Annotated in this window: 13 protein-coding genes; 6 read left to right on the top strand and 7 right to left on the bottom strand. The window is 42.6% G+C overall.

Going from position 1 to position 17,943, the window contains the following annotated elements; translation table 11 throughout:
• Nucleotides 1-83 precede the first annotated feature (83 nt).
• Nucleotides 84-410, top strand: a complete 327-nt coding sequence (locus NJ959_RS11960) for an STAS domain-containing protein (protein WP_254011980.1) — start codon at nucleotides 84-86, stop codon at nucleotides 408-410.
• Nucleotides 411-413: 3 nt separating this feature from the next.
• On the opposite strand, the gene NJ959_RS11955 is transcribed toward NJ959_RS11960, so the two are convergent.
• Nucleotides 414-635, bottom strand: coding sequence for a hypothetical protein (locus tag NJ959_RS11955; RefSeq protein WP_254011979.1), 222 nt, complete (start codon nucleotides 633-635; stop codon nucleotides 414-416).
• A 9-nt stretch (nucleotides 636-644) separates the two neighbouring features.
• Entirely contained in the window at nucleotides 645-1,784 is a 1,140-nt protein-coding gene (locus NJ959_RS11950; protein ID WP_254011978.1) for a PP2C family protein-serine/threonine phosphatase, read from the bottom strand.
• 235 nt (nucleotides 1,785-2,019) lie between these two features.
• Here NJ959_RS11950 and NJ959_RS11945 point away from each other — a divergent pair, with 235 nt between their 5' ends.
• From NJ959_RS11945 to NJ959_RS11930, 4 genes are all read left to right on the top strand, one after another.
• Nucleotides 2,020-2,442, top strand: coding sequence for an ATP-binding protein (locus tag NJ959_RS11945; RefSeq protein ID WP_254011977.1), 423 nt, complete (start codon nucleotides 2,020-2,022; stop codon nucleotides 2,440-2,442).
• 817 nt (nucleotides 2,443-3,259) lie between these two features.
• Nucleotides 3,260-5,914, top strand: a complete 2,655-nt coding sequence (locus NJ959_RS11940; RefSeq protein ID WP_254011976.1) for a DEAD/DEAH box helicase — start codon at nucleotides 3,260-3,262, stop codon at nucleotides 5,912-5,914.
• Between the two features lie 198 nt (nucleotides 5,915-6,112).
• Nucleotides 6,113-8,578 carry an ATP-dependent DNA helicase RecG gene (gene recG, locus NJ959_RS11935; protein ID WP_254011975.1) on the top strand — a complete coding sequence of 822 codons (2,466 nt, stop codon included), beginning with the start codon at nucleotides 6,113-6,115 and terminating at the stop codon, nucleotides 8,576-8,578.
• Between the two features lie 266 nt (nucleotides 8,579-8,844).
• Nucleotides 8,845-9,339, top strand: coding sequence for a DUF427 domain-containing protein (locus NJ959_RS11930; protein ID WP_254011974.1), 495 nt, complete (start codon nucleotides 8,845-8,847; stop codon nucleotides 9,337-9,339).
• Between the two features lie 92 nt (nucleotides 9,340-9,431).
• Here NJ959_RS11930 and NJ959_RS11925 read toward each other — a convergent pair whose 3' ends face one another.
• Nucleotides 9,432-11,432 carry a PAS domain-containing protein gene (locus NJ959_RS11925; protein WP_254011973.1) on the bottom strand — a complete coding sequence of 667 codons (2,001 nt, stop codon included), beginning with the start codon at nucleotides 11,430-11,432 and terminating at the stop codon, nucleotides 9,432-9,434.
• 555 nt (nucleotides 11,433-11,987) lie between these two features.
• The gene (locus NJ959_RS11920; RefSeq protein WP_254011981.1) at nucleotides 11,988-13,028 is read right to left on the bottom strand and encodes a permease; all 1,041 of its coding nucleotides are present in this window, start codon (nucleotides 13,026-13,028) and stop codon (nucleotides 11,988-11,990) included.
• 415 nt (nucleotides 13,029-13,443) lie between these two features.
• On the opposite strand from NJ959_RS11920, the gene NJ959_RS11915 reads away from it, so the two are divergent.
• Entirely contained in the window at nucleotides 13,444-15,015 is a 1,572-nt protein-coding gene (locus tag NJ959_RS11915; RefSeq protein WP_254011972.1) for an NAD(P)H-hydrate dehydratase, read from the top strand.
• Between the two features lie 116 nt (nucleotides 15,016-15,131).
• Here NJ959_RS11915 and NJ959_RS11910 read toward each other — a convergent pair whose 3' ends face one another.
• From NJ959_RS11910 to NJ959_RS11900, 3 genes are all read right to left on the bottom strand, one after another.
• The gene (locus NJ959_RS11910) at nucleotides 15,132-15,866 is read right to left on the bottom strand and encodes a proprotein convertase P-domain-containing protein (protein ID WP_254011971.1); all 735 of its coding nucleotides are present in this window, start codon (nucleotides 15,864-15,866) and stop codon (nucleotides 15,132-15,134) included.
• 455 nt (nucleotides 15,867-16,321) lie between these two features.
• On the bottom strand, nucleotides 16,322-16,564 hold the full coding sequence (locus tag NJ959_RS11905; protein WP_254011970.1) for a hypothetical protein: 243 nt from the start codon (nucleotides 16,562-16,564) through the stop codon (nucleotides 16,322-16,324).
• 121 nt (nucleotides 16,565-16,685) lie between these two features.
• On the bottom strand, nucleotides 16,686-17,873 hold the full coding sequence (locus tag NJ959_RS11900; RefSeq protein WP_254011969.1) for an extracellular solute-binding protein: 1,188 nt from the start codon (nucleotides 17,871-17,873) through the stop codon (nucleotides 16,686-16,688).
• Nucleotides 17,874-17,943: the final 70 nt, after the last annotated feature.

Below are 17,943 nucleotides of genomic sequence, written 5' to 3'. Positions count from 1 at the left end.
GATTAGAATTTTGCTGAAAGTAATTCTCGCAGCTATACTGGGCAAAGTCTGAGTATTTATTTAAAGCCAGTCTTTAGTGGTATATGCCTCCTGTGGTTAAAGTTGTTCAACCTGACGGTATCCTAGACGGGACCAAAGCCGCGCAATTTCGTCAAGAGATTAGCGATCTTGTGGCATCCAATGTCGATCTTGTATTGATTGATTTCAAAAATGTTACCTTTATGGATAGTTCAGGTCTAGGATCGCTTGTCCTAGCCCTCAAAACCGTTCGTGCGGCTGGTGGTAAGCTCTTTGTTTGCTCCGTTAACGAGCAAATCAGGATGTTATTTGAACTCACTAGTATGGATCGCGTTTTTGAAATCTTTCCCACGCGAGAAGATTTTGAGGAGAAGTACAGTCAATCTAGCTAATTGTCAAGGGAGTCCAGAAGGATGGCAAGATCCTCTTGGATAGGGGGTAATCTCTAAGAGATTCAGATCCCCCCTTTCCCTCGTTCCTTTGGGATCGTCAGTAATCATTCGTTGCCGAGAACTTCCTGTGGATGCCAAGCGCCAATGGGTAAGTGCGCAAAAGCTCGTGCCATTGGGATCTGCGCACTTACCCATTGGCACGAGCTTGCGCAGATCCCACATCATGGCAATCCTTCACTCAAATTTAATTTCCAATAAAGACAAATCGTCATCAAAATAGTCCTTAGAGTTGAGGGCTTGGACAGCATCCAAAATCTGCTCTAGGTTAGAGGAGTTTTTCTGTCTAGTGTCAGCGAGTAAGGTTATGAATGGGTCAAGTCCCCACATCGTGCCATCCTTTTGGTTAATCTCGTAAATCCCATCACTGAAAATGTAGAGACTACTCGGCTGGGTGATTTGGCATACTTCATCCACATAATCAATATCTGGAAACATACCCACAGGTAAGCCTAGGGTTTTCAACCTTTTCACCTCAACCCTCCCGTTTGACATACTCGACACTAAGATCGCGGGAGGATGTCCAGCGCTAGCATAAACCAGTTTACGGGTTACCCGATTATAGACCCCATACCAGATCGTAAAATACTTGTCATTGCGCTGAGTCATCTGGAACGTTTGGTTTAACCCTCTGAGTACATCACTCGGTTGATAGTAATCGATGGTGGGGAGGGCTTGGGATTTGAGCAGATTTAAGACTGACAGAGTTGGTAAAGCTGCCCTCAAACCATGTCCAGCCGCATCCAAGAGATAAATGACCAAACGATCGCAATCCAGCCAATAGTAATCAAAACCATCACCCCCTAGTTGTCGAGAAGGAATGAATTGGGCATCAATGGTTACAGGTGGTCCGGTCATCTTGTCTGGCAAGATAGAAGTAACGTATTCTGCCGCTTCTGCTAATTCCGCCTCCAATTTTTCCTTTTCGTGCTGCAAATCGAGGCTGAGTTGATACAACCGCAATCCTGCCCGCACCCGCGCCTGCAACTCTGCCATTTCAATCGGTTTACACAAGAAGTCATCCGCACCTGCATCTAACCCCTTAACCCGATCCTCAACTGAGCCAAGGGATGTCAGAAGAATAAACTTAGTCATGGATAGTTCTGGTTTAGCCTTGATCTGGCGACAAACCTCTAATCCGTTCATCCGTGGCATAATCCAATCACAAATTACCAGCGCCGGATGTAACTCCACCGCTTGTGCCAAACCGTCTGCGCCGTCACTGGCAACGGAGACTTGATACCCCTGGTTGTGAAGTGTCCGTTTCAACAAGATCTGAATCGCTGGATCGTCATCGATAATCAAAATTTGGTACATGGCATCGAGGTACTACAAGTCACTCAAGGAGATTCCAGATCCACGCCTTTGACAAGGAGGGTGGCAACTTTGTGCAGTTGAGTGTAGTTTAGTGACAAATTGATAAAAGTCCCAAGTCAATTGAGTCAATAGTAGAACAAGGGTTAAATCTAGGGTAAACTGGATTTTTCGTCAGGGAGTATAGATCCTTTGAAAACCCGGCTTTGGTATCTTTGATTTAAAAGGCTTTGAGCAATTGGAAGACCTTAAACAATCTAGCAAACAATTTACCTCCGATCTCCCACCCACGTTAGATCCAGTCTTGTCATGGTTCGATCGGCTAAACCAGCCATCTATTCCCCAGAAAGTCTGGTTACAGTGCCAATTAGCGATCGCGGAGGGATTTACTAACGCGGTTCGCCATGCCCACAAAAACCTCTCACCGGATCTCCCTGTTGATATCGAAGTCAAGGTGTCCCCCCATCAGTTAGAGATCCGCATCTGGGATCAAGGCCCCCCCTTCGATTTAGAAGGCAAGATCCAGGAACTTTTACAGAAAGGGGAGCATCTAGGGGGAAGTGGACGAGGTATCCTCATCTTGCGCAGAATTGCTGATGAGCTTAGTTATATCCGCACTGACGATGACCGCAACTGTTTATTGATTGTTAAATATTATTAAGGAAATAGCATGAAAACCCCGTGACTTTAGTCCAGGGATGAAATGTCCGATCCTGCTGTCGTACTAGGTGTTAATAGTAGCACTAAGAAATGGGGAATCGGGACAAATGCCCAATTCCCCATTCCCAATTCTTCAGATAGACACTAAGAGCATAGAGCTAATGTTCAAATCAGAATCTATATTTTCGTCAAATCAGAATCTATTTATTGCTCCTACCGCCTCGTTCATTATGCTATAATGTCTATCTCCATCTAGCGACCACTGCCGCGATTGTCATCCGCCCATTGGCAAGCAACGGCAAAATAGTTGATTAACCGATTGACTAAATCGACAAAATTTTTGCCCCCATACCGTTTAGGGAATGAGAGTGAGAACCCACTGATAGGGTAGCACATCGTAGACCTCCGTGTCCGAATGTCAGAGTTTGTACTACTTTCTTCAGGTGGACAGATAAGCTATCAGGATAAAATGAAAAAATTTAACCAACTCCGGATCGGGTTCTAGGCGGCTTTGAAAATATTGATTGCTGCTTTTTTATCCCTGTCTGCTATATATCCACAATATAGAGAAAGCCGTCCCAGAAGGACTTGGCTCTAAACCAAAATATTTGGTAAATTGCTTAAGGATTACCTAAAATTAAGCTTCAAGCCAGGTTTACATACTGTTACATAGTTTGGTTGAGCCACGCCTACTCAAATAAAAGCGTAAACTGTGTCTTCAGCTCACTGCGAGCAGTTTACAATGGAGCAGGTGAGTCATGAATTAACATCAAAAAATATTTGGGCATTCCCCATCAATATAATTGGAAAGACCTCGTGTGAACGCTTCTACTAGACCTATAGAGCTCGATCTGGAAACTATATTTCCCTTTTCCCTCGATCCATTTCAGCAACAGGCGATCGCAGCTCTCAATGCGGGTCGCTCTGTGGTCGTCTGTGCCCCTACGGGTTCTGGGAAAACTCTGATTGGGGAGTACACTATTTACCGCGCTTTGTCAAGGGGCGGTCGCATTTTCTATACCACTCCTCTAAAAGCCCTCTCCAACCAGAAATTACGAGATTTTCAGAGGCTTTTTGGCGCAGAGCAAGTAGGTTTAGTAACTGGCGATATCTCAATCAACCGGGATGCCCCCATCTTGGTGATGACGACAGAAATATTCCGTAACATGCTCTATGGAACCCCCATTGGGCAAATTGGCACTTCCCTGGAAGGGGTTGAGGCGGTAGTGCTAGATGAATGCCACTACATGAACGACAGACAGCGGGGAACAGTATGGGAAGAATCGATTATTTATTGCCCAGCCCAAATCCAGCTTGTGGCTCTCTCTGCCACTGTTGCCAACTCCGAGCAGTTGACAGACTGGTTAAATTTGGTCCACGGCGCAACTGAGCTAATCTATTCTGACTTTCGACCTGTTCCGTTACAGTTTAGCTTTGTTCATCCCAAGGGACTATTTCCCCTGTTAGACTCTAGTCAAACTCATATTAATGCTCGCCTCAAAGTTAAAGGGCAAAAAGGTAGGGGAAGAGGTGGCCGTCCCGAAAGCCCCAGCATTTCCTACGTTATCAGTCAGTTGCAGCAACGGGACATGTTACCCGCTATTTATTTTATCTTCAGTCGTCGGGGCTGCGATAAGTCAATGGAAGAGTTGAATGACTTTTCCCTAGTCAACGAACAAGAAGCTGCTAAACTAAAAAGCCGTATTGACGAATTTATCACTCGCAATCCTGAAGTTGGTCGCCCCTCCCAAATAAAACCACTCTACAGAGGTATTGCGGCTCACCATGCTGGCATTTTGCCCGCTTGGAAGGGATTTGTTGAAGAATTATTCCAAATGGGTTTAGTCAAGGTGGTGTTTGCTACTGAGACATTAGCCGCAGGAATTAATATGCCCGCTCGTACTACGGTTATTTCCACCCTCTCTAAACGTACTGACAGGGGACACCGACTCCTAAATGCCTCTGAATTTTTGCAGATGGCGGGTAGGGCTGGAAGGCGGGGAATGGATGCGATTGGCTATGTGGTGACATTGCAAACTCCCTTTGAAGGGGCGACAGAAGCGGCGTACCTGGCAACTAGCAAGGCAGACCCACTAGTAAGTCAGTTTACACCTACCTACGGGATGGTTCTGAATTTACTGCAAACTCACACTATCGCGGAAGCCAGGGAGTTAGTAGAGCGGAGCTTCGGTCAATACCTAGCAACACTCTATCTTAGACCTCAGCAACAAGCTCTTACTGAGTTGACGACAGAATTAACCAGAATTGACATTCAATTAGCGACAATTGAGCGGAGCCACCTCACCAGTTATGAAAAACTGAGGGAACGACTCAAGCAAGAAAGGCTATTGCTGAAAACCTTGCAAAAACAAGCCGAAGCCAGGGAAGCTAGCGAGATAGCCAGATTTATGCCCGATGTGGCTCCTGGAACACTTTTATCTTTAAAAGGTAAATACGTGTTAGTTTCTGCTCCAGTTCCGGCTATCTTGGTTAGTAAAGAAAAAGGTCGAGGTAACAGCTACAACCTAGTTTGTTTAAGTGTCGATAATCGTTGGTATATAGGGACATCGGCTGACGTAGTTGGCTTGCACGCTCAGATTGTACAGCCGCAAACCCTGACATCTGTGACACCCCCCGCAGAACTCAATCTTAAACCAGGACAATCAAGACGTGGCACAGAAGAAACGATTGCGATCGCATCTCAAATTCCCACTGATGTAGAATTGATGGTGGCTCCTGAAGTCGCCCATCAGCTCCAAGTCGTTGATGGGGTGAAATCCCAATTAGAGGCTCATCCCTTGCGACAGTGGGGCAATCCCTCCCAATTGCTCAAACGCCACAAACGGCGCTTAACTTTACAAGATCAAATTAATCAGCGTCAAACTGAATACCGAGAGCATCAAGCCCAACACTGGCAAGAATTTCTCAATCTCATGGAGATTTTAAGGGCTTTTAGTTGTTTGGACAACCTGAAACCAACAATCTTGGGAGAGGCTGCTGCGGCGATTCGGGGGGATAATGAATTGTGGGTGGGTTTATCCTTAATGTCAGGGGAATTTGATAATTTAGACCCCCATCATTTAGCAGGAATAGTTTGTGCCTTAGTTACAGAAACGCCTCGCCCGGATAGCTGGACAAATTACCCACCTTCAGAAGAAGCTACTGAATCGCTGAAGAATTTGAGAGGTTTACGCCGTCAATTATTTCAGTTGCAGCGGCGATATTCTGTGGCTTTACCTATTTGGTTAGAATATGACTTAATTGGATTGGTAGAGCAGTGGGCATTAGGGGTGGAATGGGTTGATTTATGTAAGAATACTAGCTTGGATGAAGGGGACATTGTGCGGATGTTGCGTCGAACAATTGATATGTTATCCCAAATTCCACATGTTCCTCCCTTGCCAAATTCTATCAAACGGAATGCTATTCGTGCGATTCAGTTACTCGATCGCTCTCCTATTAATGAGGGGTAAAATAAAGTGGGGGAATAATTATTGGGGAAACCACGAATGCACAAAGACACTAAGGAAGATTTAGAACGCTCATTAGTGTCTTTGTGCCTTGGTGTTTAAATAATTAGGAAACCACGAAGACACTAAGGCACGAAGGAAGAGATGGATAAATGCTTATTCCTGTTTTACTATAAGATTGTGTCTTTGTGGTGAAATAATATGGAATTACCAGATTGGATGCGATTGCAAAAAGCTCTTTCAGTCGAGGCGGAGAAGGGTTTCTCTGACTTGATGGGGAATCAGTATCGATTTAGTGAGTTTCTCTGTATTAGTTTTGGCAAAACGCCTGGGGTACTGATGCCAGAGGAAAGGCGGAAGTGGCAAGCTATTGCTACGGAATTTGTGGGCTATTCGGAAATGACAGTGGAGAATCGCCAACATCTAGTGGCGGATACTCGTCGGTTTTTATATCAGCTTCAGCAAGAAATTCAAAGTCGCAGTAATGAGGAATCTTCTGATCCTCAAATTAAGTTACCGCGCACTACTCCTTTAGTTGCGGCTCCTTCTCAATTACCGCTAAGTCTCAATCTGGATTTGCCTCTATCTCAGGTGGGAGAAATTGGAAGTTACAGGAGTAAATATTTAGAACGTTTGGGATTGCATAAGGTGCGGGATATTTTATATTATTATCCCCGAAATCATATTGATTATGCTCGTCAAGTTAATATCTCTAATTTAGTGGAAGGTGACACGGTAACAATTATGGGAACAGTTAAGCGCTGTACCTGTTTTACTAGTCCCCGCAATAGTAAGTTAACGATTTTTGAGGTGGTACTTAAAGATAAGACAGGTGAGATTAAGTTAAGTCGTTTTTTTGCTGGCACTCGCTACAGTAATCGCGGTTGGCAAGAACAACAAAAGCGACAATATACGGTGGGAGCAATAGTGGCTGCCTCGGGTTTGGTGAAGAAAAATAAATATGGGATAACTCTACAAGACCCGGAGTTGGAAGTTTTAGATGATTCTGGTGGTACGATTGAATCTGTGAAAATTGGTCGGCTTTTGCCTGTTTATCCTCTAACTGAGGGTGTGTCGGCAGATATAGTTAGAAAGGCGGTAGTTGCAGTGCTGCCTGCCGCGAAACAACTAAAAGAGCCGTTGCCCAAGGCTTTGCGACAACAGTATGGGTTGATGAAGGTTGATGATGCGATCGCAAATATTCATTTTCCTACTGATAATGATACTCTAGCGGCTGCCCGACGGCGTTTAGTGTTTGATGAGTTTTTCTATTTACAATTGGGCTTTCTCCAGCGTCGTAAAGCACAGCGGGAAGTTCAATCTAGTGCAGTTATCGCGGCTACAGGGAAACTCATCGATCAATTTTATAAACTATTGCCATTTGTACTCACTAATGCCCAAGAAAGGGTAGTGAATGATATCCTCAATGACTTGCAGAAAACTGCACCCATGAATCGATTAGTTCAAGGGGATGTGGGTTCAGGAAAAACTGTGGTTGCAGTAATAGCTATTCTTGCCGCCATTCAATCTGGATATCAAGCCGCACTAATGGCTCCCACAGAAGTTTTAGCCGAACAACATTATCGTAAATTAGTGGGATGGTTTAACTTATTACACTTACCTGTGGAATTACTGACAGGTTCTACTAAAGTTAAGAAACGCCGGGAAATTCATGCTCAATTAGAAACGGGAGAATTACCACTTTTAGTGGGAACTCATGCCTTAATTCAAGATAAGGTTAATTTTTCCAGACTGGGTTTCGTTGTCATTGATGAACAACATCGATTTGGTGTGGAACAACGGGCACTTTTACAACAAAAAGGTCAATCTCCTCATGTTCTAACTATGACTGCTACCCCCATTCCTCGGACTCTTGCTTTAACATTACATGGGGATTTAGATGTCAGTCAAATTGACGAATTACCCCCTGGTAGGCAAGAGATACATACAACAATGCTGACTGGAAAAGAACGGACTAAAGCTTATGAATTAATTAACCGAGAAATTGCTCAAGGCAGGCAAGCTTATGTTGTATTGCCATTAATTGAAGAATCAGAAAAATTAGACGTAAGATCGGCAGTAGAAGAGCATGAAAGATTATCTGAAAGTATTTTTCCACATTTTAAAGTTGGGTTGTTGCATGGGAGGATGAATTCTAATGAAAAAGATGAGGCATTGAATGCGTTTCGAGATAATCAAACCCAAATTATCGTCTCCACCACAGTGATTGAAGTGGGTGTGGATGTCCCCAATGCTACTGTCATGATGATTGAAAATGCCGAACGATTTGGCTTATCTCAATTGCACCAATTACGGGGTAGAGTGGGACGAGGTTCTCACCAATCTTATTGTTTGTTAATGAGTGGTTCCAAAACTGATACAGCCCGTCAGCGTTTGGGAGTATTAGAACAGTCTCAGGATGGCTTTTTTATCTCAGAAATGGATATGCGTTTTCGGGGACCAGGTGAAGTTTTGGGGATGCGCCAATCGGGGTTAGCTGATTTTGCTTTGGCGAGTTTGGTGGAGGATCAAGAAGTATTGAATTTGGCTCGGGATGCGGCAGAAAAGGTGATGGTACAGGATCGTAATTTAGCGGGTTTTCCTTTGATGAAGGCGGAGTTAGATTATCGGTATTCGCGGTTAATGGGGGGGACGATTTTGACTTGATTTGGATGTAGTTACTTGAATATATTAACTTGAGATTATGTAAATATAATGTTTTGGTAGAAAGCATTACCAAATCTTCAGAAGATATTTGGACTTGGTTACCAGAGTGGCAACAACTTCGGGAGGTGGTTGCGACTACCACTTTCTAGACAATCACTCCTACAGAGTTGAATATCACTCCAAAGCTAACTATTCTTCAGATCAAATAACTCTTCCTATCAATTTTATTGGACTATAATATAATACCACCCAAATCACTCATCACCATGAACATTCACCGCATTCAACCCCAACCCGGACAAGAATCTGTATGGGATTATCCCCGCCCACCGCGATTAGAAGACTCCCCCAAACAGATCCAAATTATCTTCAATGGTGTCACCATCGCCGATACCCACCGTGCCAAACGAGTCTTGGAAACTAGCCATCCACCTATCTATTATATTCCTCCTGAAGATATCAAAATGGAGTATTTGTCAAGCACAAATAAAGGTTCTTTTTGTGAGTGGAAGGGACAAGCAATTTACTATACTCTAGTAGTGGGCGATAAACAGGTAGTAAATGTGGCTTGGGCTTATCCTAATCCCACATCAAACTTTGCTGGAATTCAAGACTATTTAGCCTTCTATGCTAGTCCAATGGATGGTTGTTACGTGAATGGGGAAAAAGTAGAACCTCAGCCAGGTAACTTTTATGGTGGTTGGATTACCAAAGATATTATCGGTCCATTTAAAGGCGCTCCTGGTACATGGGGTTGGTAAAAAGGATGAAGGATGAAGGATGAAGTAAAACAATCACTTCTCCATTCCCCATTCCCCACCGCCCGATACGGCATCCGCTGTTCCATTCCCCATTAATCTTCCCCAATCGAATCAGCATCATCTGGTGCTTGATACTTTAATGGTAAAGTAACTGTGAAAGTAGTACCCATTTTCAATTCACTAGCTACATCAATCGTACCACCCTGCAAATCCACGCATTTTTTCACAATCGCTAATCCCAATCCTGTCCCTTGAATAGTACCGACATTACCAGCTCTTTGAAAAGAAGTAAATAGATGTTCCAGATATTTTTGAGGGATGCCAATACCGCTATCTTTAATGCGGAAAACTCCTGAGTCGCCATGGCAAACTAGGTCAAATTTAACTTCCCCTCCTTGAGGTGAATACTTAATCGCATTAGAGAGTAAATTAGAGAGAACATGCCTTAAGAGATTTTCATCCATATAAGCATCGCTACAGTTACCAGAGGATGTAAAATTAATCTGGTGTTTGGGAATTGCCCCAATTTGCATACTTTCGACAACATCGCTACAGAAAGCGGCTAAATCCATTACTACTGGTTGGCATTTAAGTTTCCCAGCTTCTGCTTTGCCAATGGTGAGAACATCATCTAATAGTTGAGTCATCCGAGTTACAGCCGTTGAAATGCGCTGGTGATGAGATTGTTTTTTCTCATCCGATAGTTTTTGGGCGTAGCGTTGCAATAATTCAGATGAGGAGAGAATTGTAGTCAGCGGTGTTCTAAATTCATGGGAAACTAAAGACACGAAGCTAGAGCGAAGTTCACCGAGTTCCCTTTCCTTTGCCAATGCTTTACGAATTTCTGCTTCAGCTTGCTTGAGTGGGGTGATATCTCTTCCCACAGCTTGAAATTCAATTGCATTACCTTCCTCATCAAATAGTAACCGATTTGTCCACTGTTGCCAGCGTATTTCTCCAGAGGGTAAAATAACTCGGTGTTCGCAAGTTACGATTGGTTCCGATTGTGACAGAGAGAAAAAAGTTTTCGTGACAATTTCTTGATCTTCTTCTGGAATTGCAGGCATAAAACTGTGGCCGATTAAGTCATATTGCTCTTGCTTAAAATAGCGACAATAGGCATCGTTGACGAATGTAAGCGTACCATCTGGCATAAACCGACAGATGAGTTCAGTTTGATCTTCGACAATACCCCGGTAGCGTGCTTCACTTTTCTGTAACGCTTCTAGTGCGTACTTCCGTTGGGTGATATCCTCAATCATGGCTAGGGTATAGAGAAATTTTCCAGCTTGATCTCGGAGTGCAATCAATGTTAAATTCACCCAGAGAATCTCACCATTTTTTCTGATATAGCGTTTTTCTAGATCGAAGCTATCAATTTCTCCGTTAATAATCTGTGCCATGCAGGGCATTTCTAGCTCCAATTCTGCCGGATGGGTAATATCCTTGAATGTCAGTGCCATTGCTTCAGCTTTACTGTACCCTAGCATGGTACAAAAAGATTGATTCACCCGTATATAGCAATCGTCTAATGCGGCTAAAGTCATACCAATCGGTGCTTCATCAAATACCCGACGGAATTGTTCTTCACTGTGACGCAAAGCAGCTTCAGGTTGCTGATGCTGTTCAATTTCTATCTGAAGTTGGGTGTTAGTTTGCTGAAGTTTTTGGGTACGTGCTTCACTTTCCTGAGCTTTTAACTCAGCTTCCTTGAGATCTGTAATATCTTTAGCAAGAGTATATAAAACTCCATGTTCATTTTTTAATAGTTTCCAGGATAGCCAATGATAACTACCATCTTTATGAGAAAAGCGATTTTGATACTCGACTGTTTTTCCTGGAGTACACCGTGCCACTGCTGTGTAAGTCAGCTCCATATCATCCGGATAGACAAAATCGATTCCCGATCGCGATCGCAAATCTGAATCATTCCATCCCAGCTCTTTTTCCCAAGTCGAGTTAATCTGCTGGAAATAGCCATCGCCGCCCCAGATACCCAATATATCCTCTGATAGGGTTGAAAACACATCAAGATTAGATGCTTTTATTGTTGGTAGCTCAATTAATTTGATTTGATTTCTTAGATAATTCATGCCGATTCATAATCCCTACTAACTACTTCACAAATTTGGCTGTCTTATTTGATTTTATCGATATTTACTGTATTTCGACTGTTATACAAACAGTCAATTTTGTATGACAGAGATATGCTGATGATTAGATCTTTCAAGATTCTACTAAATTTTACTGGATCTGTAGCATCCGATCTAATATAAAATCTCCTTCCTTGTATCCCCCCCATCTACCCACCTTCTGCACTTTGGCTTGTGCAAAGTAGCGTGCTAATCCTGGATAGCTTGGCGATGGCTTCTCTTCTCTAGGAGAGGCTACGCCTTTCTTCTATCCCCGCTTCTCTACGAGACGCTTCGCACTCGCCTGCTCTAGGCATCGCCTTAAGTATTTTTACTGAGAATTTTTTGATTTTGGCGCTCACCAATCTACCCAAATTGTGTAATCATCACGTATTAAATAGTGAAGTGCGGATTTTTTTATATTTTATCAGCCATAATACTACCTGAGTTAGGAGTATGCGCTTCGCGCATACTCCTAACACCGAACTCAGGTAATACTGTAATTACACCGAATTATTAACTAATATGTAAGTTGATAAATAATGTCAATAAAAATGTGATCATTCCTGCTATGGCAAACATATAAAAGATGGAGCGCGTCTTAAATACAGATAACATTAAGCCAATCGCTTTGATATCAATCATTGGTCCAAATACGAGAAATGCTAATAACGAGCCACTGGTGAAGGTTGAGGCAAACGCGAGGGCAAAGAATGAATCTACAGTAGAACAAATAGATACCATCGCTGCTAATACCATCATAGCTAAAATAGAAGTGACTGGTCCTTGGCCTAGAGCAAGGATGATATCGCGGGGAATGGCAACTTGAATAATCGCCGCAATCGCACTTCCTAAAATCAGTACGCCGCCCAACTCACGTAATTCCTGTATTGTATTTTCTAAGAATAAATTTAGTTGATTTCCAAAGCTTTTCTTTGGTTTAGCACCAGCTAAATTAGTTTGTAAAACTTTGGCATCCATTCGCAATGGAGATCCCGATTGTCCTAGTAAAAATGATCCCGATTGCAGTAGTGCTGGCTTATCTTTTTCCTCCTCGCTTTTACCACCCTTTCTTAAAGGAGGATCTAATTGTAGCATGGCACGAGTTACTGTCGATTGTAATAGGGGACGCAAATCTTTTTGGACGCTGAAAATACAGCCAATCGCAATGGAAATTATCAAAGAAAATAATACCCGCAATACAACAATTTCTGGCTGATCCCGAAATGCTACCCAAGTTGACCAAATCACAATTGGATTAATTGTGGGTGCGGCTAATAAAAATCCAATTGCTACTGGTAGGGGTGCGCCTTGGATTAGTAAACGCCGCGATACTGGTACGTTTCCGCATTCACATACTGGGAAGAATGCACCCGCACAACTACCAACTATTGCCCCTAATAATGGGTTGCGAGGTAACCAAGCAATCAGCTTCTGCTCATCTACTAACAATAGCAGTAAGCTGGAGAATAACACTCCCAGGAGCAAAAAAGGCATCGCCTCGACTAGCAAACTTAAGAACAGGGTAAAGGCGTTGTTTAGTTGATTCTGATTCATGGGTATTGCGATCGCGGAGGTATTACTAGCATAATAATCTAGTATGAGCCAGTTTATCACTTTAAAGAAGATTTGCGATCCCTCAGTCTCAAATAATTATGAGTTACACAAAGCATCTATCTCTAGGATGCCTTATACTTTGAAGGGCGCATCATCCACACTATTATATTAGTGGTTGTATAAGTCCTAATAATATCGCTAATCTACCCCTTTTCTCTTTTAACAATCGGCTCTCCCGTATTGATCGCGATCGCAAAATATTATTTAACTGTAGGGTGTGTTAGGCACGGGCGATAAATTTAGCATTTCCACCCATAATTAAATTTCCGTGTCTAACGCACCATTCTCAATCTTTGTAACTGAATATTTTTCATCATCAACCCGAAAGAGCCATAACCACCAGCCCCAACTTACTATGAATGATAAAGTGAACAAACCACAAAACCGCAGAGAACAAATTGACCAAATAGTTGTCACTGCCCAACAGATGCGCGAGATAGAAGGGCGTATCTTTAAAGCGGGAATGCCAGTTGCCGCTTTAATGGAAAAGGTGGCACTGAGAATTGCTGCTCGAATTCAGTCCCTTTACCCTCTTTCTAATCGGATGAAAGTTGGTGTATTAGTGGGGCCAGGGCATAACGGTGGTGATGCTTTAGTAGTAGCGCGAGAACTACATTTTCAAGGTTATGAGGTACTAATTTACCGTCCCCTTTCTAAGATTAAAGAACTAACATCCTATCATAGTGATTATGCCGCTAGCTTGGGCATTCCTTTTTACGATGAAATTGAACCTTTCCAGGAATGCGATTTGATTATAGATGGCTTATTTGGCTTTGGATTAGAACGAGATATATCGGGTAATATTGGTAATGAGATCGCACTGCTAAATGAATGGGCACAACCTATTATTAGCATTGACTTACCGTCGGGAATTCATACCGATACTGGAGCAGTTTTGGGGACGGCAATTCGAGCAACTCGCACCTTGTGCTTGGGTTTATGGAAGTTGGCATTTCTCCAAGATCGAGGATTGGAATATATTGGTGATGCGGAGTTAATTGATTTTGATATTCCCTTAACAGATATCTGGGCAATTTTAGGTAAACCTGTGGCGATCGCACGGATGACTAAAGCTGCGGCTCTTAATTGTTTGCCCTTACATCGAAATCTATTAACTCACAAATATAAACAGGGACATCTATTATTAATTTGCGGCTCAAAACGGTATTCTGGTGCAGCCATTTTGAGCGGATTAGGAGCAAGAGCAAGTGGTGTGGGGATGCTCTCAATTGCCATACCAGAATCTCTCAAACCATTATTAGTCAATCATTTGCCAGATGCACTGATTATTGGTTGTGCCGAAACTCCATCAGGCGCGATCGCAGATTTGCCAGATACTGTAGATTTGAGTAATTATACTGCGATCGCCTCCGGTCCGGGTTTGACCGTGGATGCTAAATTAGTAGTACAATCAGTATTTGGTGCAGAATGTCCCCTAATTTTAGATGCAGATGCCTTAAATATCCTTGCCCAATTAAGAACGATCCCCACCTTATTAAGGCGTAGAGAAGCTACAGTTTTAACCCCTCACGTTGGCGAATTCAAACGATTATTTCCCGACTCAGCCGAATTATTACCAGATCGAATAAGTGCAGTACGGAAAGCGTCACAGTTAAGTAAAGCCATTATATTATTAAAAGGAGCCAAAACCGCAATTGCAGATGCGGGAGAGTCGCTCTGGCTCATCCCAGAAAGTACACCTGCTTTAGCCCGTGGCGGTAGTGGTGATATTCTCACGGGATTGATGGGGGGTTTAATAGCCCAACCAATTAAGCAACAAGAGTCTTTAGCAAAAATAGTAGCAACAGCAGCTTGGTGGCACGCCCAAGCTGGTATTTTAGCAGCAAAGGAAAGGAGTGAATTAGGAGTAGATCCTTTGACATTATCACAGTATTTAATTAGAGTACTTCTAGCGCTTCTCAATTGAGTGAGGTACAGAGAAACCCGGTTTCTTTAAGAAACCGGGTTTCTGAATATTTCTCTTCTGTACTTGATGCAACTGAAAACCGCTATCACCGGACTTGATATCAATCAATTATCAACTTAATTGAGGTTATTATCCTCAGATTTCTGCCCCTTTTTGCGCTTCAACCCACAAGCACCCATCGCACCAATAGCCAACAAACCGACAACAGAAGCAGGTTCAGGAACAGGTTGACCTGCCATAGTTCCTGTCATACTTAGAGTCCAGCTATCCAGGGTACCAATATCAAGAGGTGCATTGTCGGAAATCATCAAGCGCCATGTTCCCTGAGATAACTCACCGTTGAAGGCTGAGAGTGGGGAAATTGCACCAGTAACTCCAAGAGTGGGGAGGTAATTGCCACTAGGGATTACGGTATTATTTGTAGCTGGAGTCCTTCCCATAGCCGTTAACCAGAAATTAGTAGTAAAGGAATCATTGAAACTGTAATTCCCAGCGAAGTTTCGGTTGAAACCAGGAATAACAGGCGGACCTTCAATCCTTCCCACCCGATCAAACAAAGTGACGGTTGTGTTAGTGGTTAAATTGCTCAGAGTAGCAATCAAATTACCAATCCGGGTGTGGTTGAGATTATTCAGCGTTACTGTTAAATCGCTGATATTAAGAGTATCAGAGATAACGATATCACTGCTGATACCAGCGGCATCATTTTCAGGAATCTCAATAAAGCCAGAACCAGTGTAGGTGATAGTCGCAGCTTCTGCTGAAGCAATTCCTATGGTTCCCAAGGTAATACAAGTTGCTGTTGCAGCGGTAGCTATTGATAATTTTTTCATCCAAGTGGAAGTAACCATAATTTTCAATACCTCAATGGTGTAATTGTTGGCGTTTAGTAGACTTAAATCTGCCCCCAGTCAAAAATGTCACCCATCTATTTCTATAGCTTTGAGTTATTCAGGAAAAATGCTTTAACTCGATATGTTCATGGAGAGCCGTGATTTCTTTCAGTTGTTTGCCTCTGAAATAATAGTGACAAAAACTCTGGTCTATGTCAATAGCTATTTTGTGGTTTTACAAGAAAAAAATAAAGGAGTATTTTTATAAAAACTTTTGGTGAATACAATATAATTTCTTGTGAAGTTTCGGTGAAGTTATTATTCTCAGTCAATTATAAATTACTGTGAAAACTTGCTTCAGTGGCACTAGGAAACTCAGTGTCAGGATACCAGGTTTTGGAGATGACATCCTGACACTTGAAATTTCGCCACCCTATCGGGGATATCGACGGCTTTTGCTAATACCTTTATAATTATCCCAAATTATCTGGATCTATCCCTAACTCCCGCAATCGTTGCGCCAATTTTTGGGCACGTTGGGCTTCCCCCTCGGCACGTTGTGATTCCACCTCGGCACGTAAAGCTTCCTGTTGGGCACGTTGAGCTTCCTGCTCGGCACGTTGTTGAGCAAGTCGTGCTTGTTGTTGTGCCAATTGTGTCGCCTGTTGTGCAATTAGTGCTTGTCGTTGTGCAAATCTTAATTGTTGTTGCGCCAATAACACTTCTTGCACTTTCTCTTTAATCTGTTCTTCTGGTATTGCATCAAGTATATCTCAGAAACCCGGTTTATTGAATAAACCGGGTTTCTACCTCTAACCCACCCCAATTCCTACCCAATCAACTCCGACGAATTTCTTCCCAAAGTACCTGATACTCCTTAATTAATTTCGCCGACATTGGAGAGAGAAACTCACTTTTATCCATTACTGAATTATCCGGTAGCAGTAAGTTATTATCTGCCAACTTTTTCGGTAAATTAGCTTGCTCAATACTAGTCAGTCTGGGTGAAGGTGCATCACCCAAGAGAGACATACTAATCGCTGCCTCCTTTTGCCAGGAAAAATCAATCCACTTTTTATATATAGAGATTGAATCTGTGGTTTTCCCAGGATTAGATTCCTTGGCAAAACCAGCAGGTTGTACCCATAAATCTGCCCAAAGAGATGTGCCAGATTCAGGCACAATAGCCTCAATATCCCGCACACTTTCCCCCAATGATAGTATATCAGTAGACCAACCAACTGCTACCCAAGTATCTCCCAAAACCAATGGTTCCAAATAGCGATCTGAACTGTATAATTTAGCTTGCCGATGTAATGCTAACAATTCTTTTTTAAGATTAGCAACCTGACTCAAATCAGTTTCATTATAAGACAATCCCATTTTCTTCAACGTCAAACCAATCACTTCTCGCGGTTGATCTAATAAAGAAATGCGATCGCGTAATTCTGTGCGCCACAAATCACTCCAATCTTTTGGTTTCCAACCTAACTCCTCAAACTTATCGCGGCGATAGGCAATGACAGTCGTTCCCCAGCGATAAGGTGCGCCCCATATTTCTCCAGACTTGTCCAATTCACCCTTTTCATTCCGCATTACAATTTCCCGCCAACGAGGAGATAACTCTTTCCATCCTCCTAATTCTTCAATTTTTAAGGGTTGAATTAGTTTTTGTTGAATTGCTGCTTCTAACCAATAATCTCCCAAGGTTACTAAAGACGCGATTTCCCTATTTCCATGTCCGATAAAGGGAATCGAATCCCATAGTGTCGGCTTCTTTTTTTCCTCAACTTGTTTCTTCCAGGTTTCTAGTCGCTTGTATAAATCCCTTAACTGTGATTCTGGCTCAAATTTGAGTTTCACAGGTTGCTTTAATACTTTGCGAAATTCCCCTAATAGTTGAAAGGGGATTGAATCTTGTAAAAGTTTAACTTTGAAAGACAATTCCTGACTATTGTTGCACCCCGACATTAATTGTCCCACAGCCAAGGCGCTCACACCTGTGATAAAGGATCGTCTTTTCATCTTACATTTCACCTAATTACAATTATTTTAATTAACTAGGACTTACGCAGTTATGCTATCTGTAGGGTGC

Source organism: Limnofasciculus baicalensis BBK-W-15, assembly GCF_024178385.1.
Classification (GTDB): Bacteria; Cyanobacteriota; Cyanobacteriia; order Cyanobacteriales; family Coleofasciculaceae; genus Limnofasciculus; species Limnofasciculus baicalensis.
This window is presented reverse-complemented; position numbering and strand designations above follow the sequence as displayed.

Bases quoted from the DNA above. Each gene is read 5' to 3' on its own strand.
- NJ959_RS11960 (WP_254011980.1), top strand. From the start codon at position 84: ATGCCTCCTGTGGTTAAAGTTGTTCAACCTGACGGTATCCTAGACGGG.
- NJ959_RS11955 (WP_254011979.1), bottom strand. From the start codon at position 635: ATGATGTGGGATCTGCGCAAGCTCGTGCCAATGGGTAAGTGCGCAGAT.
- NJ959_RS11950 (WP_254011978.1), bottom strand. From the start codon at position 1,784: ATGTACCAAATTTTGATTATCGATGACGATCCAGCGATTCAGATCTTG.
- recG (WP_254011975.1), top strand. From the start codon at position 6,113: ATGGAATTACCAGATTGGATGCGATTGCAAAAAGCTCTTTCAGTCGAG.
- NJ959_RS11930 (WP_254011974.1), top strand. From the start codon at position 8,845: ATGAACATTCACCGCATTCAACCCCAACCCGGACAAGAATCTGTATGG.
- NJ959_RS11925 (WP_254011973.1), bottom strand. From the start codon at position 11,432: ATGAATTATCTAAGAAATCAAATCAAATTAATTGAGCTACCAACAATA.
- NJ959_RS11920 (WP_254011981.1), bottom strand. From the start codon at position 13,028: ATGAATCAGAATCAACTAAACAACGCCTTTACCCTGTTCTTAAGTTTG.
- NJ959_RS11915 (WP_254011972.1), top strand. From the start codon at position 13,444: ATGAATGATAAAGTGAACAAACCACAAAACCGCAGAGAACAAATTGAC.
- NJ959_RS11910 (WP_254011971.1), bottom strand. From the start codon at position 15,866: ATGGTTACTTCCACTTGGATGAAAAAATTATCAATAGCTACCGCTGCA.
- NJ959_RS11900 (WP_254011969.1), bottom strand. From the start codon at position 17,873: ATGAAAAGACGATCCTTTATCACAGGTGTGAGCGCCTTGGCTGTGGGA.